This window comes from Kastovskya adunca (assembly GCF_059505785.1).
In genome coordinates, this window is the sequence record NZ_JCACLG010000010.1 from 12,376 (window position 1) to 39,161 (window position 26,786).

The following is a 26,786-nucleotide window of genomic DNA, read 5'->3' on the forward strand; positions in this document are numbered from 1 at the left end:
TTACTATAAACCGTTGATTATTGTAATAGGGTTTTAATTGTAAAACTAATATCTGCCTGCCTGATAGTTGCGGCTTTGCTGCTTATAACCGAAAAATGTATTGCCGAATTTCTAATCACCGCTATACCGCTAAGTATCACAGCGATTATAAAAGTAGTCAAAGTATTTAGAAAAGAAATCAGAAATTGTGTATAAATATTTTTGGGTATTACTAAATTTTATTTCCCTAGTAATGTACCTATTTATTACTCATTACTCTTTAATGTTGCCTCTTAGGGCTTTGAGCTGTCCTCGTTTCGTTTTGCCGTCCATCCGCTTGCTTTTGGCGCGGCGAGAAGGTTTGGTGGGTTTACGTTTTGGGGGGGTGACGGTGACGCTTTTGAGCAACTCTTGGAGTCGATTGAGGGCGTCTTCTTTATTTTGTTCTTGGGTGCGGTGTTGTTGAGCTTTGATGACGATGATGCCGTCTTTAGTTATGCGCCGATCACCGAGATTGAGGAGGCGTTCTTTATAGAGGGGAGATAAGGAAGATGCATTGATGTCAAAGCGTAGATGAATCGCTGTGGCGACTTTATTCACATTTTGACCGCCCGCCCCTTGAGAGCGAATTGCACTAATATCGATTTCGTTGGGGGGAATGCTGGTTAGTCGGGTGATTTTTAGCATGGATCTTTTTTGGCTTGACGTGCGGCACTGATCGGTTATACAAGGCGAATCCTCGCAGACTACCCCTTCAGGCTTTGCCAGGATAGGGATTATCTGACAGAGGCAAACCACTGCGTCACACCTTCTGCGATCGCATCCGCTAATTTTTGCTGTTCAGCAGGATTCACCACCCACTCAAATTCCGTTGGATTAATCATAAAACCTAATTCCAGCAGGACGGAGGGTACGGTGTGGGGACGGGTTAAGGCGAGGTTGTTCCAAAAGACACCGTAGGATGGACGGTTAAGTTTTTGCACCAAGGAATTGTGCAGAGAAACGGCGAGACTATGGGATTGAGTGTTGTACCAAAAGGCACCAATCCCCTGAGTATTAATCGCATCGCCACTATCGGGTAAGGCGTTGTAGTGAATCGAAAGGGCGATCGCGGGTTCAATTTCATTAATCATAGTGACGCGATCGCCCAGCGGTACCTCTATATCTTCCTCTCGCGTCATATATACAGTTGCCCCCCGTGCTAAAAGTTCTTTTTTCAGCAACTTAGAGACAATCAAATTCACATCTTTTTCGGGATAACCTGTCGGCCCCCTCGATCCCAATTCCTCGCCGCCATGTCCGGGATCAAGCAAGATTTTGACTCCGGCTAAGGGTTGGGTAGAGTTTGGCGTTGCAGAAACTCTGGGGGGATGCCGTAAGGAGAGAATCAAGCTAGTTCCTTCATATCTCAAGTCGTAACCCCATTGTTGGGGACTTTTAAGGTTAAAGGTGTATTGCACCTGTCCCGGCACAATTTGCTGCCAGTCGAGGCGATCAATCAACGGGTCATCATTCAGAAAAATGGTATCGGTTTGGGCGGTAGTGTTGTAGAGATTCAGGGTGAAGGTGCCCTCACCTTGCTGCACGCTGACAGGAACGGGTACTTGTAGGGGAAACACAACTTCTGTCGCCCCCTCCACCTGACGGGCACGGATACTACGAATTAGCGATCGCGGCGGTACCGCACCGGGCAAAATCCGCACTTCTGAGGCTTTAATCCAGGCACCATAATCCAAACGTACCCACTCGCCCTCCCGTCCTGTCACCGTTGCCCTTGTCCCTTTTGGTAAAGGGGTGAGGCGGGAGTAATCGGTACTCGGCCCGGTTCTGGCAGTACCCGCGTCGGCAGTCACTTCTGCCACCTCTAGCTGGGCGGGAGAGAGAACCGACAGGTTAGCGGGGCTAGCTTGACTAATAGTTTTGCCATTTAGCGATAACTGAAATTGCGGTTGCCCCAAGTCCCCTGTTGTCTCAGCAGTAGCACATCCTTGATATTGCCCAGACGCCGATTGAGAAACGGGCTGATTTTGGGCGGTTAAGGCAGCGGAATTGGGCGGTAGCTGGATATCCTGGGTTTGGGGAAACAGGGGAATAGTTTGATTCCCCAGCTTGACAGCAACCGTGGCATTAGGTGGTGCCACTGCCCCAAAACAAATCAACTCTCCGGGGAGTTTAGCGATATCAACAGCCGGGGTGAGGGAATCTTTGCCAAAGTTTAACCCGCTTGGTATTTCTGGCGTAGTGGAGAGTCGCGTTACTTTAATCTCAAGCTGCTGATTGTTCTGACGCAAAATAAAGACGTTCTCTCCCACCTGCAAGGGGAAACTGGGAGCAAAATGTCCCGCCGGACTGCGTTCAATCGTCCGATTATTTACCGTCACGGCTGCATTGGGAGCAGCGGTACCAATCAAGAAAATTTGTTCGGCAGTTGTCTGGTGATTAGCAGGAGGATAGACAACCGATAGCGATTGTTCTGCCAAAGCTGGGGTGGTGATCAAGGTTCCTAAAACTGCTAATCCCAGGATATTTTTCATTCTGTCTTTAAGGGTTTATGTGATTTGTAACTTAGAGGCGATCGCTGATGTTCAAAGTCCCCACTTGCACCTGTTTTTAGGGGCTAGGGGAATATTCCTACGGATTTAGTCAGATAAAATTTTGGTGGGTAGCCCATCAATACTCTTGACGTTTTTAGCTTTCCAATACGCCTGAATTCCCTGTTCTCCTTTCTTTTTTGCCCACTCAATCAAGGTTGATCGCTCTCCTTGGAATTCATAAAGGGGAACCCCAAAGCCGCAGGAGGTCTGAACAGAATCCACCTTTAATACAACGATCTGTCGTTCACCTGGTAATGAATTAAACAAGGAATAAAATGTTTCCCACTCCCCATCCCGAGGACGAATCACTCTTCCGTGTCCATACAGCCGCAAAATCAAAGGATTTTCTGAGAAGCTGCAAAACATCATCGTCATTCTGTCTTCTTCATTTAGATGGGCAGACGTCTCGTTACCACTCCCTGTCAAATCCAGATAGGCGACGGTTTGGCGATCGATACACCGAAAAGTGTCTATGCCTTTGGGAGACAAATTAATTCGACCGGATTTAGGAGCGGTGGCAGTAAAAAATATTTTTTGTTCTTGAATAAACTTTTGTAGTTCTTCTGTAATTTCTGCGTAAAATTTAGCCATCGTTAAACCTCTTTTAAAAGTTCTGAGTAAAAGTAGAAAGTTTTATTTCAGTTTCTGCTGGGGGTATTGCCGGAAAAAGAATCTTTTTGCTGTCTCAACGAGCAATAATTTGTGACTTTTTGAGCGCTACAACGCAATTAGTCACCTAAACAAAGCCTACCTGAGAGTAAGATAGTTATTTTGTGCGTGCGATCGCGACCTTTGAAGGTGAGCTTTGCTACATCAAAGCGCCGCTAAGAGGGAAGAGAAAATACTAGCATTGAAGTAGGCAGGCACATGTCACTCTACTCTCTCAAAAAATGAGGGTCAATCCCCCTGCTACCTCAGTTGCGAAGCAGGAGATTATAGGAGCGGACTCCATGCCGCCAGGGTGTCTTATTGGCAACGAACGGCGCTGGAAGGACTGTGGCACAATGAAGCCTGTAATTAATCTAAAGCCTCTAAAGACCGTAGAAATTTTATGACTAAGTTTGTGTTTGTAACAGGTGGTGTTGTCTCTAGTATCGGCAAGGGAATTGTCGCTGCGAGTTTGGGGCGACTGCTCAAGTCGCGAGAATACTCCGTCTCAATTTTGAAACTTGACCCGTATATTAATGTCGATCCAGGGACGATGAGTCCGTTCCAGCACGGAGAGGTGTTCGTGACGGCGGATGGGGCGGAGACGGACTTGGATTTGGGGCACTATGAGCGCTTTACCGATACCTCAATGTCGCGCCTTAATAGCGTTACTACAGGTTCAATTTATCAGGCGGTAATCAATAAAGAGCGTCGCGGTGATTATCAGGGGGGAACGGTGCAGGTGATTCCCCACATCACCAACGAAATTAAAGAGCGCATCCACCGAGTAGCAAAAAATACCAACCCTGATGTGGTAATTACGGAAATTGGCGGTACAGTAGGAGACATTGAATCGTTGCCGTTTTTGGAGGCGATTCGCCAGTTTCGTAAGGATGTAGGGCGCAATAACGTGCTGTATATGCACGTCACCCTACTTCCCTGGATTCCAGCAGCAGGAGAGATGAAAACGAAGCCGACACAGCATTCGGTGAAGGAGTTGCGCTCGATTGGGATTCAGCCCGATGTGTTGGTTTGTCGTTGCGATCGCCCCTTGCAACCAGGGTTGAAGGAAAAACTTTCCGAATTTTGCGATATTTCCGTCGAAGCAACGATTACTTGTCCGGATGCCAAGAGTATCTACGAAGTTCCGCTAATTTTGGAGCGAGAAGGACTAGCCCAGCAAACCTTAGAGTTGTTAAACCTAGAGCAGCGCGAACCTAACTTGAGTCAGTGGCAAACCCTGGTAGAACGGCTTTATTGCCCAACTAGCCAGATGGAGGTAGCGATCGTTGGTAAATATATACAGTTAAATGACGCCTATTTGTCGGTGGTGGAAGCATTGCGCCATGCGGCGATCGCGTTAGAAACCGAACTTAACCTGCGTTGGGTAAGCTCAGAAGACATCGAATCCTACGGAGCAGAACGCTTTTTAAAGGGTGTTAAAGCCATCCTGGTTCCCGGTGGTTTTGGTGTTCGGGGTATTGATGGCAAGGTTGCCGCTGTTCAATACGCCCGCGAGCAAAAAATCCCGTTTTTAGGGTTGTGCTTAGGAATGCAGTGCTCTGTAATTGACTGGGCACAGCACGTTGCTGGGTTGGAGGATGCCAATAGTTCTGAGTTTGCCCCGGAGACGCAAAATCCGGTGATTAGTTTATTGCCAGAACAGCAAGATGTGGTGGATTTAGGTGGCACAATGCGATTAGGCTTGTATCCTTGTCGCATTGCTCCCAATACCCTGGCATTTTCTCTCTACCAAGACGAGGTGATTTACGAACGCCATCGCCATCGGTATGAGTTTAATAATGCCTACCGCAACTCGTTCTTGAATACAGGCTATGCAATCAGTGGCACGTCTCCCGATGGTCGTTTGGTGGAAATGATCGAGCTTCCCAATCATCCCTTCTTCATTGCTACGCAGTTCCATCCCGAATTGCGATCGCGTCCGAATGCTCCCCATCCCCTATTCTTAGGATTTATTCACGCCGCAATGGCTAAGGGGGAAGCAGTGGAAACTGAAGAATTTGCGTCTACCACTTCCTCACCCTTACCATCCCCGGCTGAGGTATCTTAAAGCTGGTTGTTAGTTGTTAGTTTTTGCCGAATAGAACCTTAAAAACTGAAAACTAAACACTAACTACGTGCGTGAGGAGGTTATGTGGCGTACTGGATAAAGGTTCAATATGAGCGAAATGAATATGTCATCGATCTTGACCGCCTCAGTGCCTTCTCCTGCGCCCCGAACGGTAAGATAACCTTTTGGCTGCCTGATAGCTCGATTCCCCTGGTGATCAATCGGCAAAGCAACCCGGAAGAGTATGAGCAAATTCTCAATTATGTCCATCGGGTATCGACTCAACCCTTATCCGGTGACTGGATCAAAATCAATTATGAGCGCAATGAATACCTAATCGACCTCAACCGCATTAGTAGTTTCTGCTGTGGTTCCAGTGGGAAGCTCACCTTTTGGCTACCGGATAGCTCGATCCCCATCATCATCAATAAGCAAAACGATCCAGATTGCTATCAAACCCTCGTAGACTACATTGAGCGCAAAACTGGGTACTTGCTGTTCTGAGTCGGTGAGTCCTGAGTCGGTGAGTCCTGAGTGGGAAGAAAGTATGAAGGATGAAGTATGAAGGCTTCGGCCGTGAGCTCAGCGTTCGACTGAGCGCTCACGCCGAAGTCCGAACGGGTGAAGTATGAAGGATGAAGTATGAAGGGTGAAGTATGAATAGGGTTGGTTATTTTCTCCGCCGCTCCCCTGCTCCCCTGCTCCGCCGCTCCCCTGCTCCGCCGCTCCCCTGCTCCCCTGCTCCCCTGCTCCCCTGCTCCCCTGCTCCCCTGCTCCCCCGCACCTCTGCTCTCTAACCTCTATAGAAAGGGTGAACCAATGGGCGAGTAACCATTCGCTGATCAAAACTCACCGAGTTAAAGCCACGAAGCAATGAGCGATAAGGCAACCCACCACAGTATGGCAGAGATGGGGACACCTAAAAGAATGCCTGTGATCGCCCAACCGCGTTGATGGGCTTTAAAATGTTCGATACTTCTCCACCTGCGGCTTTTCCAAGCCCACTCATTTCCTCTCGCCCCTAAAAAAATTGCCATTATCCAACCGAGTTGGGGCATCCAGGATAACAACCCAAACCAGACATTATTGCTCAGTGGCCAAAACCACGGCATCAAAAATGCCCCCCAATTCCAACCGATGATTTCCTCTGGTACGGGCGCTGATGAATGAATGCCTAGCCCGGAATTGTTCAACGGTGCGGGTTTAACTTCCAAGGTGCTAATTAGGTGCTTGGGCTTCATCCCCCATTTCAATCCCTGCATCGCCTCCTGAGCACTTTTAAACCGTTCCTCTGGGGCAGGTTCTGTCAATTTCTCAAGCCAGCTCACCATTGTGGGACTAAGACTTACTTTGTCTTGAAAGCCAATTCGTAGATTCCGCTGTGGCAAGTCGCCGGGGGAAACACCTGTGAGCAAATGAATCAACGTTGCACCCAAAGCATAAAGATCTGAGGCTGGAATTGCTCTTCCGCCAAATTGCTCCATCGGTGCATAACCGTAGGTACCTACAACCGTAAAAGTTACGCCCTCCTGTGTTGCTCGATCTTGTACTGCTCCAAAATCTACCAAGTAAATTTGCTCATCCTCACCCCAGATTAAGTTACTGGGTTTAATGTCGCGGTGCAGTACCGTTGGCTGGAGTTCGTGGAGAAAATGGAGAATTTTGAGAATATCAGCGGCAATTTTACGGACTACTTTTTCAGGGAAGCGTTTACCCTGAGCCAGTTGCTCTTTGAGGGATGTGCCAGGAATGTATTCTTGGACTAAGCCGAACCACAGGGCGCGATCATCAATGTGAAAGTAATCGCGATAGGTCGGAATCCGGTCATGATTGAGTTGTTTGAGGACTTGTGCTTCCCGTTCAAACAACTTCAAGTCGTCCCATTGCACCTCACCCCCAAATGCCAGCAGTTTCACTACTACTAATTCGCTCGGTGACACCCCTAGATCTTCCGCTAACCAGGTTTGTCGCCCTGCATTGTGTCCTAGCTTACGCTTGAGGTGATAGCGCCCATTAAGAACCTTTTCTACTTGCAGCATAGCGATCGCTTTTCTTACCGCGTCATCTTTCTAATGTAGCTGGAATCACAGAAAGCGCTACCAATGGTATACCTGTTGCTTCTCGCCTCTTGTAGCTCCTGAATTAACCAGAAATCTTATGTAGCAGTTGCGGAATTATAGTAAAACCCACGCAGACAATAGCCAACTGGAGAGAAATTAAAAATGCCAAACGCCAATAATGAACTTTAGGTGTGCTTAGTTGAGAACTTGTCTGAGATATGCCAGTTTGCAGTGCCTTTAGCGCTCTCCGGGCTGAATCAAATCGCTGTTCGGGAGCAGGGGAAGTGAGCCTTTCAAGCCAACTAGCAAAACCGGAGGAGAGACTCACTGCACTACTAAATTGAATTCGCATTTGCCGAATGGGTAAATCAGCCGGAGCAATACCTGTTAATAAATGAATGAGTGTTGCCCCCAACGCATATAAATCAGAGGCAGGAACTGTCCGTCCCCAAAGCTGTTCGGGAGGAGTATACCCACTAGTTCCTACTACTGTAAAGGTTGCTCCCTCTGCCTTGGCTCGGTCTTGAACTGAGCCAAAATCTACCAAGTAAATTTGCCTATCTTTACCCAAAATCAAATTGCTGGGCTTGATATCGCGGTGCAAAACAGGAGGACTCAACTCGTGTAGATCAATCAAAATTTCCAACAGTTGAGTAGCGTAGTCTCGCACCTGCTTTTCGCTAAAGTACTTACCTCGTATTAACAATTGCTTCAAAGAATTTCCGGGAATATAGTCTTGAACTAAGCAAAACTGAGGTAAATTTTCCTCCGTTCCTTCGTCCCATGCAAAATAATCTCTATACCGAGGGATTTGGGGATGTTCAAGATGTTTGAGGATTTGTGCCTCCCGCTCAAACAGCTTCAGTTCATCCCAGTGAATTTGGGGATTTAAGGTAAGAAGTTTGACGACTACAGGTTCAGTCGGTGAGGAATGTAAATCCTGAGCTAGCCAGGTTTGACGTCCTGCGTTTTGCCCCAATTTTTTCTTAAGTTGATAACGCTTTTGTAAAACTTGTTCAATTTGTAGCATTATGTGTTATCAATTTCCGTAAGTTTTTTATTTAGTAAATTAGCAGACTTTAATTAAACTTTATCGAGGGCAAAATGCCCATTCTATAATTCGTTGGGCTTATTTAAGCACACCGTTTAACTAAGGTAAGCTTTTTCAAATTCTCACTCTAGGTCTCTTCTTCGGCAAGCCAATCTTTAATTTCTTGAACCAGCCACTGTCGTTCTAGTTCCGTAAGTTCCTGCCCAAAAGTATATCTGTTTAACTTTGTCTGAATTGCCACGTTCTCGAAAAGAGTCGCTTCAACGCTTAAAATCCGACCAAATTGCTTTATCTGTTTGTAAGTGAACTGTTGATTTTTAACGACTAATTTATCGTTGGATAAGTAGATAATTTTTTGTCTAAAATAATCAACAAAATTTTGATTTAATTCATCCTGCAAATTATTAAATTCTTGAGTGGTTGCAAACCATAAAAAACCACTCAAAAGAAATATCGGCAGAGCAATTAGTAAAGGAGATGAACCAAAAGATATCATTGCCAAATTAATTGCTAGTCCTAATAAAAGGAGGATGGCAATTACTAATAGGAAGGGAAGGGAACCAACTGTCAGCACTACCTTCAATACTAAGGTGATGACGTTCTGAAAGGAAAGTTTGTGTCTGGGAAGTCTGATGCTGAGGGAGTCGGGTGATTTTTTGAGTTGCACGCGGCTGCTGGGTGGCTGGGAGATGGGGAGCAGTGGTGTGTGGAGCGATCGCCCTGTCTGTAGTGCCTCCAATGCCTCTGCCGCCGTGCTACAGCGTTGTTCTAAATCGGGTTCCGTAATCGCTTCAATCCAGCGAACCAGAGTAGGATTGGTGCTGACGCGATCGCTAAATTGAATCCGCATGTTCTTCTGCGGTAAATCAGCTGGCGTTGTCCCCGTGAGCAGGTGAATCAGCGTTGCCCCCAAAGCGTACAAATCAGACGCGGGGACAGCCTTTCCCCAAAACTGTTCTAGCGGTGCATAGCCCGTCGTACCAACGACAGTAAACGTCACGCCTTCTGCTGCGGTACTGTTTTGTACTGCTCCAAAATCAACCAGGTAAACCCGATGATCTTTTCCCAAGATGAGATTACTCGGCTTGATATCGCGGTGGAGAACCGGGGGATTGAGACTGTGCAACTCCGTCAAAATTTCCAAAACATCGCTGGCAATTTTTCGGACTTGTGCTTCTGTAAAACGCTTACCCTGCTGTAAGAGTTGTTGCAAAGACTGACCGGGAATGTAGTCTTGGACTAAGGCAAACCAGCGTAAGCGATCGCTGGCTTCTGGCTCCAAGGAAAAGTAATCCCGATACCGGGGAATCTGGGGATGGTTTAGCTGTTTGAGGACTTGCGCCTCCCGCTCAAACAACTTGAAATCATCCCACTGCATCTGAGGACTAAAAGCAAGCAGTTTGACAACGACAGGTTCTGCGGGTGAGGTAGCAATATCCGAGGCTAACCAGGTTTGACGCCCCGCGTTATGTCCCAGCTTCTGCTGAAGTTGGTAATGACCTTGTAGGATCTGTGAGGTTTGCACCATACTCCGAACATGTTCTTTGCCGCTGTTCCTCTAATTTAGCCACAATTTCTTCAGTGGCGACTTTTGTAGGCACAAATCTCTCTTGAGCTATAACAACCTACTGACCTTATAGCAAGAATTGCGCCTAGCTTCGTTAACGCCTCTATCTGCGTAGCTAACTTGATGTATTTGCACTAGACCTCTTGCATAAGTCGAATAGACCCCCCTTAATCCCACCTTAGTAAGGGGGGAGACTTGAAATCTTGCCCCCTCCCCTTAGTAAGGGGAGGGTTGGGGAGGGGTCTGGTACATTTTTGCAAGAGGTCTACTAATCTAGGTCTAAGCGTCGTCTAGAGCGGTAATACCAGGGAGTTCCTTGCCTTCTAGCAACTCCAAGCTAGCACCGCCACCAGTGGAGATGTGACTCATTTGCTCAGCCACGCCGACTTTTTCTACCGCTGCGACAGAGTCGCCACCACCGATGATTGTGGTTGCGCCTTGCTTAGTCAGATCGGCAAGAGAGTGAGCGATCGCTTCCGTACCCACGGCAAACTTTTCAAACTCGAACACACCCATCGGGCCATTCCAGATCACTGCCTTACAATTCTTCAGAGCATCCTGAAACAGCTTCACCGAGTCCGGGCCAATATCCAAACCCATACCATCATCGGGAATGTTTTCGATACTGACGGTTTCGGCATTGGCATCAGCCGCAAACTTATCCGCCACGACAACATCCGTCGGTAACAGCAAGTCAACCCCCCGCTCTTTTGCCTTCGCTTCCAAAGACTTTGCCAACTCCAGCTTGTCTTCTTCCACCAAAGACTTACCGACATTCAATCCACGGGCTTTGTAGAAGGTGAAAATCATTCCACCACCAATCAGCAGCTTGTCGCACTTCTCCAGCAACGTTTCAATCACGCCGATTTTGCTGGAAACCTTAGAACCCCCAATAATGGCGGCTAAGGGACGCTGCGGGTTTTCAATCGTGGCTTGCAAGTACTGCAATTCCTTCTCGATCAAATATCCCGCCACAGAAGGACTGAGATAGTGAGTCACCCCTTCAGTAGAAGCATGGGCGCGGTGAGCCGTGCCAAAAGCATCATTGACATACAAATCAGCAACGGATGCCAGTTGCTTGGCAAATTCTGGGTCATTCTTTTCTTCCCCAGCGTGGAAGCGGACGTTCTCTAGTAGCACCACATCGCCATCTTGCATCGCGCCCACCTTAGCCGCGACCTGATCGCCGATGCAGTCGTCACACTTGACAACCTCCTTACCCAGCAACTCCGAAAGCCGCTTCGCCACCGGGGTAAGGCGCATATCTTCATTTACTTGACCCTTAGGACGCCCAAAGTGGCTGCACAAGATCACCTTGGCTCCCTTAGAGGTCAAATCCTGAATGGTCGGCAGAGCCGCACGGATACGGGTATCGTCGGTGATGCTGCCGTTATCCACTGGCACATTAAAGTCTGCCCGCACCAGTACCCGTTTGCCGGATAAATCGGACGCCGATAAATTTGCTACAGTTTTCTTGGACACAGAAAAATTCTCCTAAAATTGCGTTTGTTGAGTTAATTTGCTCTAATCAGCATGTCACTGGTGTTTGCTCTTTGCCCTGATGAAGTCAATAGATAGAAATTTCTTCTCAGGGCGAATATAGTACTAGTGCTGTTGCCGTCCACATTTTACCGGAGTCCGCGTCCTGGAGATGCGTGCGATGTTTAAGACAGTTTTGTTTCCCATCGATCAAAGCCGAGAAGCCCGTGAAGCGGCTGATACTGTTGCCAATATTGTGCAAAAGTACGGTAGCCGCTTAATCCTGCTGTCAGTACTTGAAGAAGTCGAAACCACAGCAGAGACACCGAACCCGGAGACCATGCAGTCTCCAGACGCAGTAGCTGAACTACTGCAAAATGCCCAAGTGCTATTTTCCCAACAAGGGATTGAAGCCGAACTCATAGAGCGTGCTGGCAAGCCCGCTTTCACCATCTGTGATGTCGCTGACGAAGTCGGGGCAGACCTAATCATCATGGGCTGCCGAGGGCTAGGTTTAACCGAAGATGGCCCAACCGAAAGCGTCACCTATCGCGTCATCAATCTATCTCCCTGCCCCGTTTTGATTGTTCCGTAGGCTTTAGGGTAGGGGTTAGAGAGATGGGGGAGATAGGGTGATGGGGAAGTGGGGGAGAATAATCAACCCTCCCTAACTTCCAACGCAGCGTTCAGCACGCTCTACCTAATTCCTAGCCCCTAGCCTCTAATCCCTATCCCCAAACCCATGTCAACCCCAGAAATTCACTGGTATCCCGGTCACATTGCCAAAGCAGAACGGCAACTCAAAGAACAGCTCAAGCGCGTGGATGTAGTGCTGGAGGTGCGGGACGCCAGAATTCCCATCGCCACTCACCATCCTCAGACATTGGAATGGACAGGTGGCAAATCGCGGGTGTTGGTGCTTAACCGCCTGGATATGATCCCCGATGCCCTGCGAAATCGGTGGGAACAATGGTTTCGCTCCGTTGGAGAAGAGCCAATCTTTACTAATGCCCAGCAGGGAACGGGAATTACGGCTCTCAAGAAGGCGGCACAAGCGGCTGGGGAACAAATGAATCAACGGCGAGTAAGTCGAGGAATGCGTCCTCGTCCCGTCCGTGCTGTTGTCATTGGGTTTCCTAATGTCGGCAAATCCGCATTGATTAACCGTTTGCTGGGACAGCGAGTTGTAGAGAGTGCTAGACGTGCTGGGGTGACACGCCAGTTGCGTTGGGTACGAATTTCTGACCAAATTGAGTTATTAGATGCACCTGGGGTGATTCCTGGCAGGATCAACAATCAATCCGTTGCTCTCAAGCTGGCAATTTGTGACGATATCGGTGAGGCGGCTTACGATAATCAGCTAGTTGCGGCTGTCTTTGTGGATTTAATCAAGCAACTGTACCAGCGAGATGATGCCCATTTGCTACCTCCATCTCCTCTAGAGTCTCGCTATAAACTTGAGCCTGAATCCTTGACTGGTGAGGAATACCTACACGAGCTAGCACAGCAGCGTCATCAAGGGGATGTAGAGCGCACGGCACGGCAGTTGTTAAATGATTTTCGCAAAGGGTTGCTAGGCTCACTACCTTTGGAATTGCCGCCAGCAATTGCTCCCCGCTAATTTTTTGCTCCCCCTATTCCTCCTGCTCAAAAATAGGTGATTTCTATAAGACAAACTTGTACCTAGCTACTCCCTTTGGTCATAAAAATCAAACTCAAGGGTGATAGGGGGGGTTTTAACGTCTGGTAGGATAGCCTAAATACGATTAAATACGATTAGGAAGGAGTTAAGACAAATATGCATTTAATATTGCAAGCTGGCGTGGCAGCAGAACCTCATTTCCCTATTTCTGCTACTCTTGTCTATGTAGTGGGATTTATTGCCGCCGCAACGATTGGCTCCATTGCTTGGTACAACTCTAAGCGCCCTGTTGGTTGGGAAAATAAAGAGCGCCCTGATGTTGTGCCGAAAGTAGAGAAGGAAGAAAAGCCTGGTCTGTAAGTTTTTGCAGATTCCATAAGAATCTCTCTGCCTCTTTGAAAGTAGGAGGCAGTTATTTTTTGTCTCTAAGCAACGATCGCCATCCGATTTAGGTGGTGAGATGCGATGCGATCGCTTGATCCCCGGCTTCCCCAATCGGTCGAAGATCTCGCTTTTGCGGAATCATTTAGGACGGCTATAATATCGACTCCCTCAAATTCTTGGCTCTTAACGCAGCGCTAGCTCTGACTCTAGTCTGACGGTTAAGTCTCGGTTCGGGTAAATCACCACCACATCAACTGAGCGTTGGCGATTGAGCAGCAACCCGCTCAATGCACCTAAGCCTGCACCGCCGAGGATTTCTTCTGTAGCGATCGCTTTATCTCCAGTAATCGCTGCTAAGGTGGCAGCAGCAGCAGCACCAATGGCAGCATTTCTGGCAATGGCAGTGGTATTGCTACCCCGCCTGACTCGCTCTGTGCGGGTAACGACGCGAGAATTGGCAACGATGTCATACCGCTGTTCTTGACGGCTCCGTCCTTGATTGACAACTAACTCCCTCGCCACAAACTGAGAACCATTCCGTGCTGGTTGCAATCTGCCGACAATCTTACTGCCAGCCGGGATCAAGATTGTGCCCTGACGGGAGGTGATGTTCTTCGCCACCGTAAGTGTTAAATCTTTGGTTTCATGCGGCATCACAATGATTTTCTCAGCTTCGTTGTACTGTACTGATATAGAGGTGCCCGCCGCGATCGCTACTGCATAATTATTAGAGTTATTGTTCGGGCGAGGAATTTGCGCTTGATTATCCTTGGGAACCGGGCTGGGGCTAGGGGAAGGAGCCTTGGCATCCAGCCATGGGAATGTGGGTGGATCGGGTAGACGCTGCGCCTGAACTACACTGGTGGTCAAAAAGGGGATGGCGGTACTAGTGCTGATTGCCAGTGCCATGAGTGCAGCCGTTCGCGATCGCTGTGTGTGAAAAGAAAACATGCAAATATCCCCCAGATAGTAAGGGTTGGCAGGGGCAAGAAGGTTGCCTGCCCATGCCCCCCTAGACCTGGGAAAAAAGGGAATGTTCCTAATTTTTGGCTGTGGAGAGGGGGAGGAGAGTCGGTGAGTTTTTTCTCCCCTACCTAATCCCTTTATTGAATATGGGACAGCTTGTCGTTTTTAATCACCGCTGCATCAAAATCTTTTAAACGTCTCAACAACCAGTCAAATCTCGCTTTTGCCAGGGGCACATTATCAATAATCTCTGGTGCTAAGTCATCGACACTACTTTCTTCACTCATTAGTGGTGGAGTACCATAGCCGAGATACTTGACTGTTCCTCGGAGGCGAGTGGAAAGAAAGATCGCGATCGCGCGGTAAAAACGTGCGGCAAAGCCCTGATCTTCTTCCAGCTTTTCAAGTAACTGACGCCGGGGAATCGACAGCAAAAGCGAATCTTCCACCGCTTCCACTGTCGCCGAAGGGGGTCGAGAATCAGCAAAAGACATTTCCCCTACCACAGCACCACTCTTTAAATAGGCAATGACTTGACCGCCTAATGCGGAAACAGAAACCGTTAAAGTTCCGTCCAGCAAAATATGTAGCGTGTCAATGGGTTGGTTTTCTGTAATCAGGATGGCACCAGCGGGAACTTCGGCTCTATAGCCTGTAGCAATCATCCAGTCAATGTCATCATCATCTAACTCGCTAAATAGAAAAAGGACTTTTTTCATTACAGGCTTCCTATTCTGGATTGTGCTATCAGGAGAACAGTTACAACTTCCAGCAGCACCCCGATTGCTTCGATGAATAGCTTGTCATCTTGAAGCTGCTAATCAATCGTAGGTTAAAGTATAAGATTTGAGGTTTCTAAATACCAGAATCATTACTGAGTTGTTGCGATGCCCCCACTTTAATGATTCCGCAATTTCTTCGGGAATGCCCTGTACCTAATGCCAGATTGTAGATTAACGCGCCTGTAAAGCAGCAAAAAAGAAATAGCCTGTCACTTTCTAGGAAGCAACAGACTAAAACGCTGTTTTATAGATCTATGCGATCGGACTTATCTAATCGCTAAACAGTGCCGAATGAACTACATGCGAGTGGCAGTATGGGTGCCGGGTGCGTCATAAATCCCCCAGTCACGGATTCCTCGCTTGTGGAGCATCGCCTCCGCCAGCCGAATATCGGCGGCGGCACCTTCGACAACGATCAAGTACTCTCCCTGAGAGACGCGCTCATCGTAGTATTTAGCACGGTCTTCAGGAATTCCCCAGCCAACCAATGCGCCCACCAAACCGCCTCCGACTGCACCGATACCACCACCTATAAGGGTATCTGCCAGAACAGTGCCGATGGCAGCGGCGGGGCCAATCCCAGGAATCGCCAAGACTCCTATGCTGCCAACTAAGCCGATTACACCACCTGTTACACCACCAGCAACGGCTCCAGCGCCTGCACCACCTTGGGCTTGCTCACCGGGGCTTTTACCTACATCTGCACCAGACATTTGCTGAGGGCTATCAGGGTTTCTGGCAATTACAGACACTCGATCCATATTGAAGCCAGCATCTCGTAGCTCCTGAAGTGCCTGTTCTGCATCTTGACGATGAGAAAAAATGCCGACTGCGCGTCTCATTTGATCTGTAGTCATATTTTTTTTCTCCTTTTGCTTTCTTCGCTCAATTGAATTTGCACCTTGGCAAACTCAAGAGCTTTGGGTACTGTGACCCGCTCCTTAATTGTTTCGGGTTTGGATAGGGCATTCGTCAGCCGGAAGGGGTAAGCTTAGTTCTGTCAGTAGAGGGATGGAATTAGTATCCTAAATCCTTTTACGGGGACTAATTTTTGCTACCAAAGCGCTACAACTGCGGGCTGACGTTGCGGTTAGGGAGATCGGGAGAGCGCCCTTCCTGATTAAGCTGATAGCCTATTTGTTCTAGCTGCTGGACGAATTCGGTGGGTGCGAAATCTGTCGAGGGTGGTGTTGGCTCGGTGGGGCGTTGCGTCTTTGCCTGCTGCCTCATTTGCTTTAATTTTGATTTTCTTCCCATTGATCAACCCTCTTAAATAAATGCAGTCAACTTGAGAGATTAGCTGTCATAGAAATAGCTTAGTCACCTCAATCCGGATGTTTGTTAATTATTAATAATTGTAAAACTAATGTCTTAAAGGCTACAAAGCTCATTCTAGCGTCGATAGACTAAACAACAGTGCAGATGTACTGACAAGTATTGAAAGTAAAGGTGTGAGGCGTTAAAGCCTGAATGATTCCGTTGCAACTGAGGCTGAAAAACTTTTTTAGTTACCGCGATGCTGTCCTGGACTTTAGAGGATTGCACACTGCCTGTATCTGCGGGTCTAATGGGGCAGGAAAATCTTCTTTATTGGAAGCAATTACCTGGGTAATTTGGGGGCAAAGTCGGGCGGCGTCGGAAGATGATGTGATTCACGCGGGGGAAAAGGATGTCCGGGTGGATTTTACCTTCCAGAACAACCAGCAAACCTATCGGCTGATTCGCACGCGTAACCGGGGACAGAGCAGTTCTCTAGAGTTTCAAGTAGAGAGTGGCGAGAAGTTTCGGTCGTTGACGGGGCGAGGAGTCCGGGCAACGCAGCAGTTGATCACGGCACACCTGAAGCTAGATTACGACACCTTCATTAATTCGGCTTATTTGCGCCAAGGACGTGCTGATGAGTTTATGCTACGGCGTCCGAGCGATCGCAAGCAAATTCTGGCTGACTTGCTGAAACTGAATCAATACGAAGACTTAGCCGAGCAAGCGAAGGATTTATCGCGGCAGTTTAAGGGGCAAGCAGAACAGTTAGAGCAAAGTTTACAGACGATTGAGGAGCAGTTGCAGCAGCGACTTGCGATCGCTACTGAACAAACGGCGACACAAGCAGTATTAGAACAACTGCAACAACTCCAACAAAGCGATCGCCAAAAACTCGACCAACTCCAAATCCTGCAAAACCAACGCAGTAGTTGGCAACAACAACTCAGCTTTGTTCGGCAACAAGATCAAAGCCTGAGCAAAGATTGCGATCGCCTCCAGCAAGATATCGCCGCCACCGCCGCCCAACAGCAGCAACTAGAAGCGAGATTGAGCCAAGCGGAGTCAATCAGCGCGGGATATCAAGACTTTACTCGCCTACAAGCCGAGGAAGAAGCCTACACCGCCAAATTCCAGGATTACCAGGAAGCTCAACAACACTCGGCTCAGTTGCAGCAACAGCTTACCCGACAAATCAACGAACTCAATCTGCAAATTCGGCAGACGCAAGCGCAACTCGACGCCCTCAAACCCCAAGAGCAGGAAATTCTCGACGCCCTCAGTCGTTCCGATGAAATTGCCGCCGCTATAGAACAATTGCAGCACCACCGCCAACGCCTAGACGCGCTAGATAATCTGCAACTGCAAGTTTCCCCCCTCTTGCAACGACGCTCAATAGTGCAAACGGCACTCGATCGCGCCCAAGCTCGACTCAGTGCCAAATTGGAAGAACTGCAATCTTCAGAAAAGCAGTTAAACGCTCAGATTGCCAGTACCCCCCAGCTACGACAAACGGTGCTGCAAGTGGAGGCAGAAATTGGGCAACTAGAGAAAAAGCGCGTTTACCAACAACGGGTGCAGGAAAAAGGACTGGAACGCCGCAACTTCAAAGAACGCCTGCAAGAAAATCAGCGGGGTTATGAAAAACAAACTGAAGAACTGACGTCAAAATTGGAGATACTGCAAACCCAAAATGCAATTTGCCCATTGTGCGAACATCCGTTAGATGACGATCATGGAAAACGGGTAATCGAGAAAACCCTTACCCAACAGCAGGAAATTCAAGGGCAAATTTGGGTGGTGCGCGAACAGCTTGCCGTTTGCGACCGGGAGTTGCAGGTGTTGCGCCATGAGTACTCTCAGCTGACTCAGGAACTTGCTCCCTATGAGGAGTTATTAGAACAACGAGGACAACTAGCCGCCCGTTTAGATGTCACCGATGAAGTCTACGATCGCTTATACGAGATTAGCGAAGAAAAAACTGAAATTGAGCGATCGCTTACTGCCGGAAACTACGCCCTCGACTTACAACAAGAACTTCAGCAATTAGAAGAGCAACTTCAAGAACTCGACTACAACGAACAAACCCACGCCCTAATTCGCGGGGAAGTTGAACGCTGGCGCTGGGCAGAAATTGCCAGAGCCAAAATTGAAGATGCCACAAAACGCCGAGCGCAACTCGCCGCCCAAAAGCCCAAACTCACCAGTCAAATCGACTCCCTCACAGCGGCGTTGCACCAACTGCAAACTAACTCCCAATTGCAGCAGCAAATCGCCTCCCTAGAAGCGCACCTTGTCGAAATCGACTATAACTTAGAATCTCACAACACCCTGCGAGCCGCTCTACGTAAAGCTCAAACCTGGCAGTTGCAATATCAGGAACTCCTCTGGGCTCAACAGCAATATCCGCAAGTCGAAGCACGACAGCAACAACTCCAGGAAACTTTACAAATCCGCCAGAAAGAACGGGAAGCTACAGCAGCGCAATTGGAGATGATTACTCAGCAACTAGAGCAATCTCCCGACACTACAGCGGAGATTGAAGTACTCCAGCCGCAGATTCAGCAGCGGCGACAGCAGTTAGATGAGCAGTTAAGCCAGTTAGGGCGATTGCAACAGCGATTTACTCAGTTAGAAGCCTTGCAGACTCAATACGACGAGCAGCAACAACAACTGCAAGATTTACGCCGTCAACACCGCGTTCACCACGAATTAACTCAGGCGTTTGGAAAAAATGGCATCCAAGCCCTGATGATTGAGAATATTTTGCCGCAATTGGAAGCAGAAACTAATCAAATTCTTTCCCGATTAACAGGTAACCAGTTGCATGTGCAGATTATTACCCAAAAAGCTGGAAAACGCGCTTCAAAAAAATCTACCAAACTTATTGATACCCTGGATATTTTGATTGCCGATGCCAGTGGGACTCGACCCTATGAAACCTATTCAGGCGGCGAAGCCTTTCGGATTAATTTTTCCATTCGCCTTGCTTTAGCCAAACTCTTGGCACAACGGGCGGGGACATCTTTACAACTGTTGATTGTGGATGAAGGATTTGGTACTCAGGATGCGGAAGGATGCGATCGCCTAATTGCGGCGGTTAATGCGATCGCCGCCGACTTTTCTTGCATCCTTGCCGTAACGCATATGCCCCAATTTAAAGAAGCGTTTCAAACCCGCATCGAAGTGCGTAAAACCCAGCAAGGTTCCCAACTGAGCTTATCGATGTAAGCCAAAGTCTCGTAAATCTACGGACAACTCTCTTTGCAACTACCCTTAGTCTTAAAGAAACAGTTAGCTTTGTGTGGCAACGAGGAAAATTTTGAGTGTTGAATTAATACTATTTAGGCAAAAACTTGTCAGCTTTGAAATTTAGCCACACAGTCGGGGCGTTAGCCTTCGCGAAGTGTGCCAAGCATCGCAGATGCTTCTCTCTATAGGGATGTAGGCGTGTCTTACCGACTCCGCCAATGACTCTATAAAAGGGAATTATATAAAAACGACATAAATCGACATCTTGCACCAAGACCTAAGATTATCCCTCAATGCAGAAAAAGTAGGAGCTAACGACTTGTTGAGAAAGGTACGAAATCTGAATTAAGAGTATTTTTACTCAACATTCAAACTTCAGAATTCATCAGTTTCTTTTCAAGTTTTCATCTCTAGAAACAGCCTAGATCAGCAACAGGCAAAGGCAATTTAATGAGTAAAGCTCTCAAATCGATAAAAAAAGGTACAGTTGTTCCCTCTGACGTGCTGATGGAGAGTGAGGAGCGTTATCGCTTACTGGCAGAATACTCCACAGATATGATTTCCCGGCACACACCGGAGGGGATCTATTTGTATGCCTCTCCAGCCTGTCGTTCTCTCTTAGGATACGAGCCAGAGGAACTGGTAGGACATTCTGCTTACGAATTTTTTCATCCTGAAGATTTAGATACCATTACCCAATCTCACTCAACGACTCTGGAGTTGCCCGACACCCATACTGTCAGCTACCGCGTTCACCACAAACAAGGGAATTACATTTGGTTTGAAACGACCAATCGTGCCATTCACCATCCAAAGACAGGTGTGGTGGAAGAAATCATCTGTGTGTCCCGCGATGTCACAAACCGCTACCACTCTGAACTTGCCCTGCGCCAGAGTGAGGCACGGTTTCAACAACTAAGTGCCAATGTTCCGGGAATGATCTATCAATTTTTACTGCGGACAGATGGTTCGATATCTTTCCCATTTGCTAGTTCTAGCGTTCGCGAACTCTGCGAATTAGAGCCAAGCGAAGTGCAAAGAGATGCAATGGCGATTGTAAGGACAATTCATCCAGACGACTGTAAAAACTTTCAGGAATCTGTCGCTATCTCCGCGCAAACTCTACAACCATGGCGCTGGGAAGGACGCTTTATTATTGCTTCGGGAAAAACTAAATGGCTGCGGGGGTCTTCCCGTCCTGAAAAGCAAGCTAATGGCGATATTCTCTGGGATGGCTTGCTGCTGGATATTACGGAGGAGAAGCAAGCTCAAGAGGCTTTATATGAGAGCGAAGAACGTTTTCGAGCCACCTTCGAGCAAGCAGGCGTGGCGATCGCGCAAGTAAGTACAACGGGTGAGTTTCTTCGGGTTAACCAAAAACTCTGCGAACTCACAGGCTACACCCGCGAAGAACTCCTCAAGAAAACCGTCCAAGATATTGCTCACCCAGACGAGCAAGCCACCGATTGCATTTATAACCCTCAACTTTTCACGGGCAAACAGCAAACCCTCAACCGGGAGGGGCGCTATGTTACCGCCGATGGTTCTCTAGTTTGGATCAACTTAACCGTCTCCCTGGTACGTGAGGCGTCTGGTACTCCGAAGTATTTCATCAGCGTTATAGAAGACATTACCCAACGCAAACAGGCAGAAGCTGCCTTATTGGAGCGATCGCGTCTCTCGACCCTAGCGGCAAAGGTAGGTTTTTCCCTCTCCCAAGGCGGGAGTTTAGCGGAAATCTTGCCCCATTGCCTAGAGGCGATGGTGGAACAACTAGAAGTAAATAGAGCCGAGGCGTGGCTATTTAACCCCGCATCTGAGCAACCTGCCCAACAAACCTTTGCCGCGATCGCCAATCAACGCCCCGACATTGAGATGGGTTCGACGTTAAAGGCGGAGTTGGTGGCGGCGATCGCTCAAACCCGCCAACCCTACTGGCAAGAGTTGCAAGAACCGTCCGTCACCTCAAATCCCTGCCCTCTCCATCCAAATCTTGCCGCTTATCCCTTGATTGTGGAAGACCGGATTGTGGGCGTCATCGCCCTGTTGGGGTGTCAATTCTTTAGCGAAGATGCCCGCAGTACCTTAAGCTGGATTGCAGGAGCGATCGCCGTTGCTGTTGACCGTCATTGGGCGCGAGAAGCCCTCCTAACGCGCCGCGAATCTCTCCTATTCCGGCTAGCCAACCAAATCCGCAATTCCCTCGATATCAACACCATCCTAGAAACCGCCGTCCAGGAAGTGCGGGCACTGTTTCAAATCGACCGTTGCCATTTCATCTGGTATCGACCGTCCAAAGAGTCCCAAGAAGAGCCTTACTGGGAAATCGTCACCGAAGCAAAAACTCCCAAACTTCCCAGTCATCTCGGTCGCTATCCCCACACGCAGGTTGGGGCATTCACCCAGGCATTTCTTAATCAAGAAATCATCCATGTCGATGAAGTCGCTACCTGTTCTCACCCAATTCTGCAACAGTTTTTACAGTCTCTCGGTTACACCTCCGTTTTAGCCATACCCCTGCAAACCCATAAGGGGGAAATAGGGGTAATTTGCTTTAGTCACTGTTCCGGTGCGCGACCTTGGGAAGAGACGGAAGTGGAACTGTGCCAAGCTGTAACCAACCAGTTGGCGATCGCTATTAACCAGGCAAAACTTTACGCCCAAGCCCAAGAAGCTGCCCTCACCGCTCAAGCGCAAACCAAACAGCTCGAACTCACCCTCAACCAACTCCAAACCACCCAGACGCAACTGATCCAAAGCGAAAAAATGTCGAGCTTAGGCTCCCTAGTTGCCGGAGTTGCCCATGAAATCAACAATCCCGTTAACTTTATCCACGGTAACCTTACCCACACCAGCGAATACAGCCAAGATTTGCTATCACTACTGCATCTGTACCAACAGGAATACGATCCACCCACCCCCGCCATTCAAGACCAAGCCGAAGCAATTGATGTAGACTTTATCGCGGCGGATCTGCCGAAGTTGCTGTCTTCCATGAAGCTAGGAACTGAGCGCATTCGCCAGATTGTGCTGTCCCTCCGCAACTTCTCCCGCTTAGACGAAGCCGAAATGAAGCGAGTTGACTTGCATGAAGGCATCGACAGCACGCTGTTGATTTTGCACCACCGCTTATCGCTTAAAAATCAAAAAACGGAGATTCAAGTCATCAAACAATACAGTGACTTGCCTCCTGTGGACTGCTACCCAGGGCAGCTTAATCAGGTGTTTATGAATATCATCAACAATGCAATCGACATCCTGGAACAGGGAGTAGGGGTGCAGGGGAGCGGGGGAGCGGGGGTGCAAAGAATTCAGGACTCAGGACTCTCTTCCCCGACGATCTGGATTCATACCGCCGTCCGAGATAACACCCACGCCGTCATCCGCATCTGTGACAATGGCTCAGGAATCACAGAAGAAGTAAGAAAGCGCCTATTTGACCCCTTCTTTACGACCAAACCAGTAGGACAGGGTACAGGTTTAGGACTATCGGTTAGCTATCAGGTTGTCGTGAAATACCACCACGGCACCCTCAAGTGTGATTCCCAGCCTGGACGAGGTACAGAATTTACTATTGAAATCCCTCTCCAGCAACCAGAAGGGAAGTGATAGGGAATGGGCAAGCAGGCGGTTGCTAATTGCACTTGTTCTTTCATCCTTTCTCCCCCACTCCCCATCCCCTCATTTATCAAGATAGAAAATAAAATTTGTCTCTCTCGGTATTCTCTCGGAGGTAAAAAGTAGCAAAAGATGCTTTAAAAGAAAGAAATAGCAGTTAACGAAACCAAAGCCAGTAAAAAAAACGACGACATCCAATACTTCATAAATTCTTAACATCAAATTTTTCGTCACCCTAAAAGCCGCTCAATAGTAACGACAGCCAAGACACTTACCACTCTCAGCTCAAATCAAATAAGTAGAACGAAGTAAATAATTAAAGGTTTGTAGTGAAAGTTAAATTTCTTGAAATAGGACTAAAACTCTGACTACAAAATAACAAAAAATTACAGGCAGTAGAAAATTGATTTACTCTCGCCTATTTACCTAGCAGTCAAAAATCCATCTACCTAAGGCAATTAAATCTAAGTTGTTTAGTAATATTTTTTTCAAGTTTAATACTTGTAACTATGTCCAATATCAATCAAAGCGAAGGATTTGACTTAGGTGTCACATTAATCACCAAGGTTTTCCGAAGTCAGGATAAAGCAATGGTGGAATCTTACAACCGTACTTTTACAGGCTTGTTTGGGTTTCCTTACACGCAAGATATGATGATGGCAGCCGTTTTTAAATTAGCTAAAACTGATCCAGGTACCTGCCATTGGATCTTGCAAAATTTCAATGAACTAGACTTTTGCCTCGATATATTAGAAGCCACAATGACATTTGCTTTAGAGAAATTAACCCGTAAAGGATTCATCCTTGGTCAAGATTTTAGCGTGATTTATAAAAGAAAATTATTGATTAACGAACAGGCAAAGACGGCACTAATGAGTAGTGCTTCTCCTCCTGATCAGATATTTTTAGCCGCAGTTTTGACAGCAAGTACTCAGGTCTAATAGGTTATCAAGAGTAGAAAGAGAGGTGAAAAATTAGTAATTGCTAAACAATACGTCATCAGTTTGGGGGAGTTATGTTTGGAGAGATTTAGAAAAATTTTGTGTAAAAAGTCAGGTTTAATATTAAATTCAGGTAATTACATAGAGTTTGTGGTTTAAGTCGGTCTTAGGGGGGAGGTATTTTAAATGGGAATTTGACCTAACTTGATATAAGACCTAACAAGATTTCCCTCAATCCCCCACACACAGGGGAAGACAAGGAAAGGTTTTATGCCTGGGAGGGCACTAGGTAGAGTGGGGTAAAAATGCCTGCTGTTAAAATATGAGTTTAAAAAACACTGTGGTTCACAACTATAAACTTCAGAACAAAACCTTGATTAAGTAATGGTCAGAGGGTCTGCCTTTTGCAGACACAGCGAGGAATCTTCAGATTGAGCCAGGACGGTAAGTTCACAGGGCTAAAATAGGACTAAAACCGCTCCTAAGCGGGAAATTCAGCAACAAAACAACTAATCTGCTGTATAAAGCAGAGATTAACGAGGAAATGAACTAATGAATATTTATAACAAAAAAGAGATTTTCAACGAATCGAGGAATAGTAGCAAAGAGGCGCAAGAGGCTCATGAAAGCGAAAGTCTGGCTCTAACTCGTTTAAATCGCGGTAGAGTGGCAATTTTTGTTGATGGCGCAAACTTATTTTACGCCGCCCTACAACTGGGGATGGAAATTGACTATACCAAACTGCTTTATCGATTGACGGCGGGTTCTCAACTCTTACGGGCATTCTTTTATACCGGAGTAGACCCAAACAATGAAAAGCAGCAAAATTTTCTGCATTGGATGCGTCACAACGGCTATCGCGTGATTGCAAAGGATTTAGTGCAGTTTCCTGATGGCTCGAAAAAAGCTGACTTGGATGTGGAAATCGCTGTCGATATGATCACTTTAGTGGATTACTACGATACAGCCGTTTTAGTCAGTGGGGATGGAGATTTAGCTTATGCGGTGAATGCCATAAGCTACCGAGGTGTGCGGGTTGAAGTCGTGAGTTTGCGCTCTATGACTAGCGACAGTCTGATCAATGTTTCTGACCACTACATTGATCTTGATTCAATTCGAGATCATATCCAAAAAGCCTCGCGGTCTGGCTCGAATGGACTTACAGAGGTATCGTTGCGATCGCCTCACGTTTAAGCGTAAAAGAGAGCCATGCGATCGCGTCTCTAGCAGATGCAATCGGTGATGTGTCAGCATTTGTTACAAAAAACGTCAAAAATTGGCTAATATGCCTCTAAATTGCCTATAGTAGGCAGGCGAGATGCCTGTCCTACAGACATCTAAAGAGTTGTTGTCTTGGTCTTACCACGGCAACAATTTTTTTAGCATAGGTCGTGGGTTATCCTAAATCCACAATAGTTCTCTTTTGGAGGTCGCTCGTGGAATGGAACCCCAATCCAGTAGAAACAAAAATTGGCATCAATTTCAAAAACAGTGACATCCTCTACCTAGCCTTGAGCCATCGCTCTTACGCGCAACACATCAACGAACCAGAGGCGAATAACGAGCGGCTAGAGTTCCTGGGTACTGCCATTTTGGATATGGTTGTGACTGATTACTTGTATCATCACTGTCCGTATCTAGAAATCAGCAACCTCAAGGCTTTACGGAGCAAGCTGATGGAAGGGGAACGCCTCACACAGTTGTGGTATCAACTGGGGCTAGGGGAGGCTTACCCATTTTTAGGCTTGACAGAAGAACGGCATCGCCTCCGCCAGCAATCGCACAATCCCTTTGGGGCTGGTCTTGTTGCTTTAGCTGGTGCAATTTATCTAGATCGAAGTTTTTCGCAGGTACAGACTTGGCTAACGAAGCATTTAATTGCACCCGTCTTGGAGCGTCACCTCAAAGACATCAAGGAGCGCTCCTCACCGGATAAGCAAATCAAGTTTCTCGGTGATAGCCTGATCAAAGCGATCGCGGCTAGTTATCTGTATTGCCACCTCCCTTGTGTGAGTGCAGAACGGCTCAAAGAGTTGCACAAGGAGCTGATTTCTAAAAACCGTCAAGTTGGGTACACCAGTAAACTCAACTCCGGAGATTTGACAGCCCTGAATCTGGGGAGTATTGGGGATCTAGGTAAATCCTTCGAGGTATTGTTGGCGATGGTTTACCTAGAACACAGCACCTTAGAAGAAAAACGAGCCTTTAAAAACACCTCTACATGGTTTGAGGAGCGCTTTTTGGATGGTGATGAGATTTTGCGTCAGGCGATCGCGTTATTGCTAAAAGACGGCAAATCTCAAAAATGGATTGTTCGCCACGTAATGGGATACGAAAGCAAAGATTATCACGCCGGGAGAGACCATTTTAATGCCGTGCTGGAAGGAGAAAAAGCAATTCCTTCTGGCAACTAGAAGTCGCGTCTATACCAGTACCGAGGTCGGCAGGCTAATTTATTTTACAGTTGATATCCAGAGATACTTTGGCACTCG

Annotated in this window: 20 protein-coding genes and 1 pseudogene; 10 read left to right on the plus strand and 11 right to left on the minus strand. The window is 47.5% G+C overall.

What is annotated here, in order from left to right; all coding sequences use genetic code 11:
- Positions 1 to 252: 252 nt before the first annotated feature.
- From arfB to AC5JR3_RS02925, 3 genes are all read right to left on the minus strand, one after another.
- Complete coding sequence (gene arfB, locus AC5JR3_RS02915) at positions 253 to 666, minus strand: alternative ribosome rescue aminoacyl-tRNA hydrolase ArfB (protein WP_495842871.1); 414 nt, start codon at positions 664 to 666, stop codon at positions 253 to 255.
- A gap of 89 nt (positions 667 to 755) precedes the next feature.
- Complete coding sequence (locus AC5JR3_RS02920) at positions 756 to 2,513, minus strand: N-acetylmuramoyl-L-alanine amidase (protein WP_495842873.1); 1,758 nt, start codon at positions 2,511 to 2,513, stop codon at positions 756 to 758.
- A gap of 105 nt (positions 2,514 to 2,618) precedes the next feature.
- Positions 2,619 to 3,164 carry a pyridoxamine 5'-phosphate oxidase family protein gene (locus AC5JR3_RS02925; RefSeq protein WP_495842875.1) on the minus strand — a complete coding sequence of 182 codons (546 nt, stop codon included), beginning with the start codon at positions 3,162 to 3,164 and terminating at the stop codon, positions 2,619 to 2,621.
- A 460-nt stretch (positions 3,165 to 3,624) separates the two neighbouring features.
- Between AC5JR3_RS02925 and pyrG the strand changes: the two genes are divergently transcribed.
- Both pyrG and AC5JR3_RS02935 read left to right on the plus strand, forming a co-directional pair.
- Positions 3,625 to 5,292, plus strand: a complete 1,668-nt coding sequence (gene pyrG, locus AC5JR3_RS02930; protein WP_495842877.1) for a CTP synthase — start codon at positions 3,625 to 3,627, stop codon at positions 5,290 to 5,292.
- An 84-nt stretch (positions 5,293 to 5,376) separates the two neighbouring features.
- Positions 5,377 to 5,796 (plus strand): hypothetical protein, encoded by a 420-nt coding sequence (locus AC5JR3_RS02935; protein WP_495842879.1) that lies wholly within the window; start codon positions 5,377 to 5,379, stop codon positions 5,794 to 5,796.
- 353 nt (positions 5,797 to 6,149) lie between these two features.
- Here AC5JR3_RS02935 and AC5JR3_RS02940 read toward each other — a convergent pair whose 3' ends face one another.
- The 4 genes and pseudogenes from AC5JR3_RS02940 to AC5JR3_RS02955 all read right to left on the minus strand — a co-directional run bounded on the left by AC5JR3_RS02940 (position 6,150) and on the right by AC5JR3_RS02955 (position 11,452).
- Complete coding sequence (locus tag AC5JR3_RS02940) at positions 6,150 to 7,331, minus strand: serine/threonine protein kinase (RefSeq protein ID WP_495842881.1); 1,182 nt, start codon at positions 7,329 to 7,331, stop codon at positions 6,150 to 6,152.
- 199 nt (positions 7,332 to 7,530) lie between these two features.
- A pseudogene (locus tag AC5JR3_RS02945) lies at positions 7,531 to 8,382 on the minus strand (serine/threonine protein kinase); the annotation flags it as partial.
- A gap of 148 nt (positions 8,383 to 8,530) precedes the next feature.
- Positions 8,531 to 9,931, minus strand: coding sequence for a serine/threonine protein kinase (locus AC5JR3_RS02950; RefSeq protein ID WP_495842883.1), 1,401 nt, complete (start codon positions 9,929 to 9,931; stop codon positions 8,531 to 8,533).
- 318 nt (positions 9,932 to 10,249) lie between these two features.
- Positions 10,250 to 11,452, minus strand: a complete 1,203-nt coding sequence (locus AC5JR3_RS02955; RefSeq protein WP_495842885.1) for a phosphoglycerate kinase — start codon at positions 11,450 to 11,452, stop codon at positions 10,250 to 10,252.
- Between the two features lie 178 nt (positions 11,453 to 11,630).
- Between AC5JR3_RS02955 and AC5JR3_RS02960 the strand changes: the two genes are divergently transcribed.
- From AC5JR3_RS02960 to psb35, 3 genes are all read left to right on the plus strand, one after another.
- On the plus strand, positions 11,631 to 12,044 hold the full coding sequence (locus AC5JR3_RS02960) for a universal stress protein (RefSeq protein WP_495842887.1): 414 nt from the start codon (positions 11,631 to 11,633) through the stop codon (positions 12,042 to 12,044).
- A gap of 147 nt (positions 12,045 to 12,191) precedes the next feature.
- Positions 12,192 to 13,070: a ribosome biogenesis GTPase YlqF gene (gene ylqF, locus AC5JR3_RS02965; protein ID WP_495842888.1), complete on the plus strand. Its 879-nt coding sequence runs from the start codon at positions 12,192 to 12,194 to the stop codon at positions 13,068 to 13,070.
- Between the two features lie 177 nt (positions 13,071 to 13,247).
- Positions 13,248 to 13,451, plus strand: coding sequence for a photosystem II assembly protein Psb35 (gene psb35, locus AC5JR3_RS02970; protein ID WP_495842890.1), 204 nt, complete (start codon positions 13,248 to 13,250; stop codon positions 13,449 to 13,451).
- Between the two features lie 207 nt (positions 13,452 to 13,658).
- Here psb35 and AC5JR3_RS02975 read toward each other — a convergent pair whose 3' ends face one another.
- The 4 genes from AC5JR3_RS02975 to AC5JR3_RS02990 form a co-directional block, all read right to left on the minus strand.
- Positions 13,659 to 14,426: a hypothetical protein gene (locus tag AC5JR3_RS02975; protein WP_495842891.1), complete on the minus strand. Its 768-nt coding sequence runs from the start codon at positions 14,424 to 14,426 to the stop codon at positions 13,659 to 13,661.
- A 152-nt stretch (positions 14,427 to 14,578) separates the two neighbouring features.
- Complete coding sequence (locus AC5JR3_RS02980) at positions 14,579 to 15,160, minus strand: cyclic nucleotide-binding domain-containing protein (RefSeq protein WP_495842893.1); 582 nt, start codon at positions 15,158 to 15,160, stop codon at positions 14,579 to 14,581.
- Between the two features lie 359 nt (positions 15,161 to 15,519).
- Positions 15,520 to 16,080, minus strand: a complete 561-nt coding sequence (locus tag AC5JR3_RS02985) for a general stress protein (protein WP_495842895.1) — start codon at positions 16,078 to 16,080, stop codon at positions 15,520 to 15,522.
- 208 nt (positions 16,081 to 16,288) lie between these two features.
- A complete protein-coding gene (locus AC5JR3_RS02990) occupies positions 16,289 to 16,480 on the minus strand; it encodes a hypothetical protein (protein WP_495842897.1) in 192 nt (63 codons plus the stop codon).
- Between the two features lie 213 nt (positions 16,481 to 16,693).
- Between AC5JR3_RS02990 and sbcC the strand changes: the two genes are divergently transcribed.
- The 5 genes from sbcC (at position 16,694) to AC5JR3_RS03015 (ending at position 26,708) form a co-directional block, all read left to right on the plus strand.
- Entirely contained in the window at positions 16,694 to 19,714 is a 3,021-nt protein-coding gene (gene sbcC / locus AC5JR3_RS02995) for an exonuclease subunit SbcC (RefSeq protein WP_495842898.1), read from the plus strand.
- 471 nt (positions 19,715 to 20,185) lie between these two features.
- On the plus strand, positions 20,186 to 23,344 hold the full coding sequence (locus AC5JR3_RS03000; RefSeq protein ID WP_495842900.1) for a PAS domain S-box protein: 3,159 nt from the start codon (positions 20,186 to 20,188) through the stop codon (positions 23,342 to 23,344).
- A 518-nt stretch (positions 23,345 to 23,862) separates the two neighbouring features.
- Complete coding sequence (locus AC5JR3_RS03005; protein WP_495842902.1) at positions 23,863 to 24,294, plus strand: hypothetical protein; 432 nt, start codon at positions 23,863 to 23,865, stop codon at positions 24,292 to 24,294.
- A 552-nt stretch (positions 24,295 to 24,846) separates the two neighbouring features.
- Positions 24,847 to 25,488: a LabA-like NYN domain-containing protein gene (locus tag AC5JR3_RS03010; protein ID WP_495842904.1), complete on the plus strand. Its 642-nt coding sequence runs from the start codon at positions 24,847 to 24,849 to the stop codon at positions 25,486 to 25,488.
- Between the two features lie 242 nt (positions 25,489 to 25,730).
- Positions 25,731 to 26,708, plus strand: coding sequence for a ribonuclease III domain-containing protein (locus AC5JR3_RS03015; protein ID WP_495842906.1), 978 nt, complete (start codon positions 25,731 to 25,733; stop codon positions 26,706 to 26,708).
- Positions 26,709 to 26,786: the final 78 nt, after the last annotated feature.

What these genes read in the sequence shown, in the direction of transcription:
- AC5JR3_RS02975 (WP_495842891.1), bottom strand. Translation starts at nt 14,426, where the DNA reads ATGTTTTCTTTTCACACACAGCGATCGCGAACGGCTGCACTCATGGCA.
- AC5JR3_RS02940 (WP_495842881.1), bottom strand. Translation starts at nt 7,331, where the DNA reads ATGCTGCAAGTAGAAAAGGTTCTTAATGGGCGCTATCACCTCAAGCGT.
- AC5JR3_RS02960 (WP_495842887.1), top strand. Translation starts at nt 11,631, where the DNA reads ATGTTTAAGACAGTTTTGTTTCCCATCGATCAAAGCCGAGAAGCCCGT.
- pyrG (WP_495842877.1), top strand. Translation starts at nt 3,625, where the DNA reads ATGACTAAGTTTGTGTTTGTAACAGGTGGTGTTGTCTCTAGTATCGGC.
- AC5JR3_RS03010 (WP_495842904.1), top strand. Translation starts at nt 24,847, where the DNA reads ATGAATATTTATAACAAAAAAGAGATTTTCAACGAATCGAGGAATAGT.
- AC5JR3_RS03005 (WP_495842902.1), top strand. Translation starts at nt 23,863, where the DNA reads ATGTCCAATATCAATCAAAGCGAAGGATTTGACTTAGGTGTCACATTA.
- AC5JR3_RS02985 (WP_495842895.1), bottom strand. Translation starts at nt 16,080, where the DNA reads ATGACTACAGATCAAATGAGACGCGCAGTCGGCATTTTTTCTCATCGT.
- AC5JR3_RS02925 (WP_495842875.1), bottom strand. Translation starts at nt 3,164, where the DNA reads ATGGCTAAATTTTACGCAGAAATTACAGAAGAACTACAAAAGTTTATT.
- AC5JR3_RS03000 (WP_495842900.1), top strand. Translation starts at nt 20,186, where the DNA reads ATGAGTAAAGCTCTCAAATCGATAAAAAAAGGTACAGTTGTTCCCTCT.
- AC5JR3_RS02990 (WP_495842897.1), bottom strand. Translation starts at nt 16,480, where the DNA reads ATGGGAAGAAAATCAAAATTAAAGCAAATGAGGCAGCAGGCAAAGACG.
- ylqF (WP_495842888.1), top strand. Translation starts at nt 12,192, where the DNA reads ATGTCAACCCCAGAAATTCACTGGTATCCCGGTCACATTGCCAAAGCA.
- AC5JR3_RS02980 (WP_495842893.1), bottom strand. Translation starts at nt 15,160, where the DNA reads ATGAAAAAAGTCCTTTTTCTATTTAGCGAGTTAGATGATGATGACATT.
- AC5JR3_RS02920 (WP_495842873.1), bottom strand. Translation starts at nt 2,513, where the DNA reads ATGAAAAATATCCTGGGATTAGCAGTTTTAGGAACCTTGATCACCACC.
- psb35 (WP_495842890.1), top strand. Translation starts at nt 13,248, where the DNA reads ATGCATTTAATATTGCAAGCTGGCGTGGCAGCAGAACCTCATTTCCCT.
- arfB (WP_495842871.1), bottom strand. Translation starts at nt 666, where the DNA reads ATGCTAAAAATCACCCGACTAACCAGCATTCCCCCCAACGAAATCGAT.
- AC5JR3_RS02950 (WP_495842883.1), bottom strand. Translation starts at nt 9,931, where the DNA reads ATGGTGCAAACCTCACAGATCCTACAAGGTCATTACCAACTTCAGCAG.
- sbcC (WP_495842898.1), top strand. Translation starts at nt 16,694, where the DNA reads ATGATTCCGTTGCAACTGAGGCTGAAAAACTTTTTTAGTTACCGCGAT.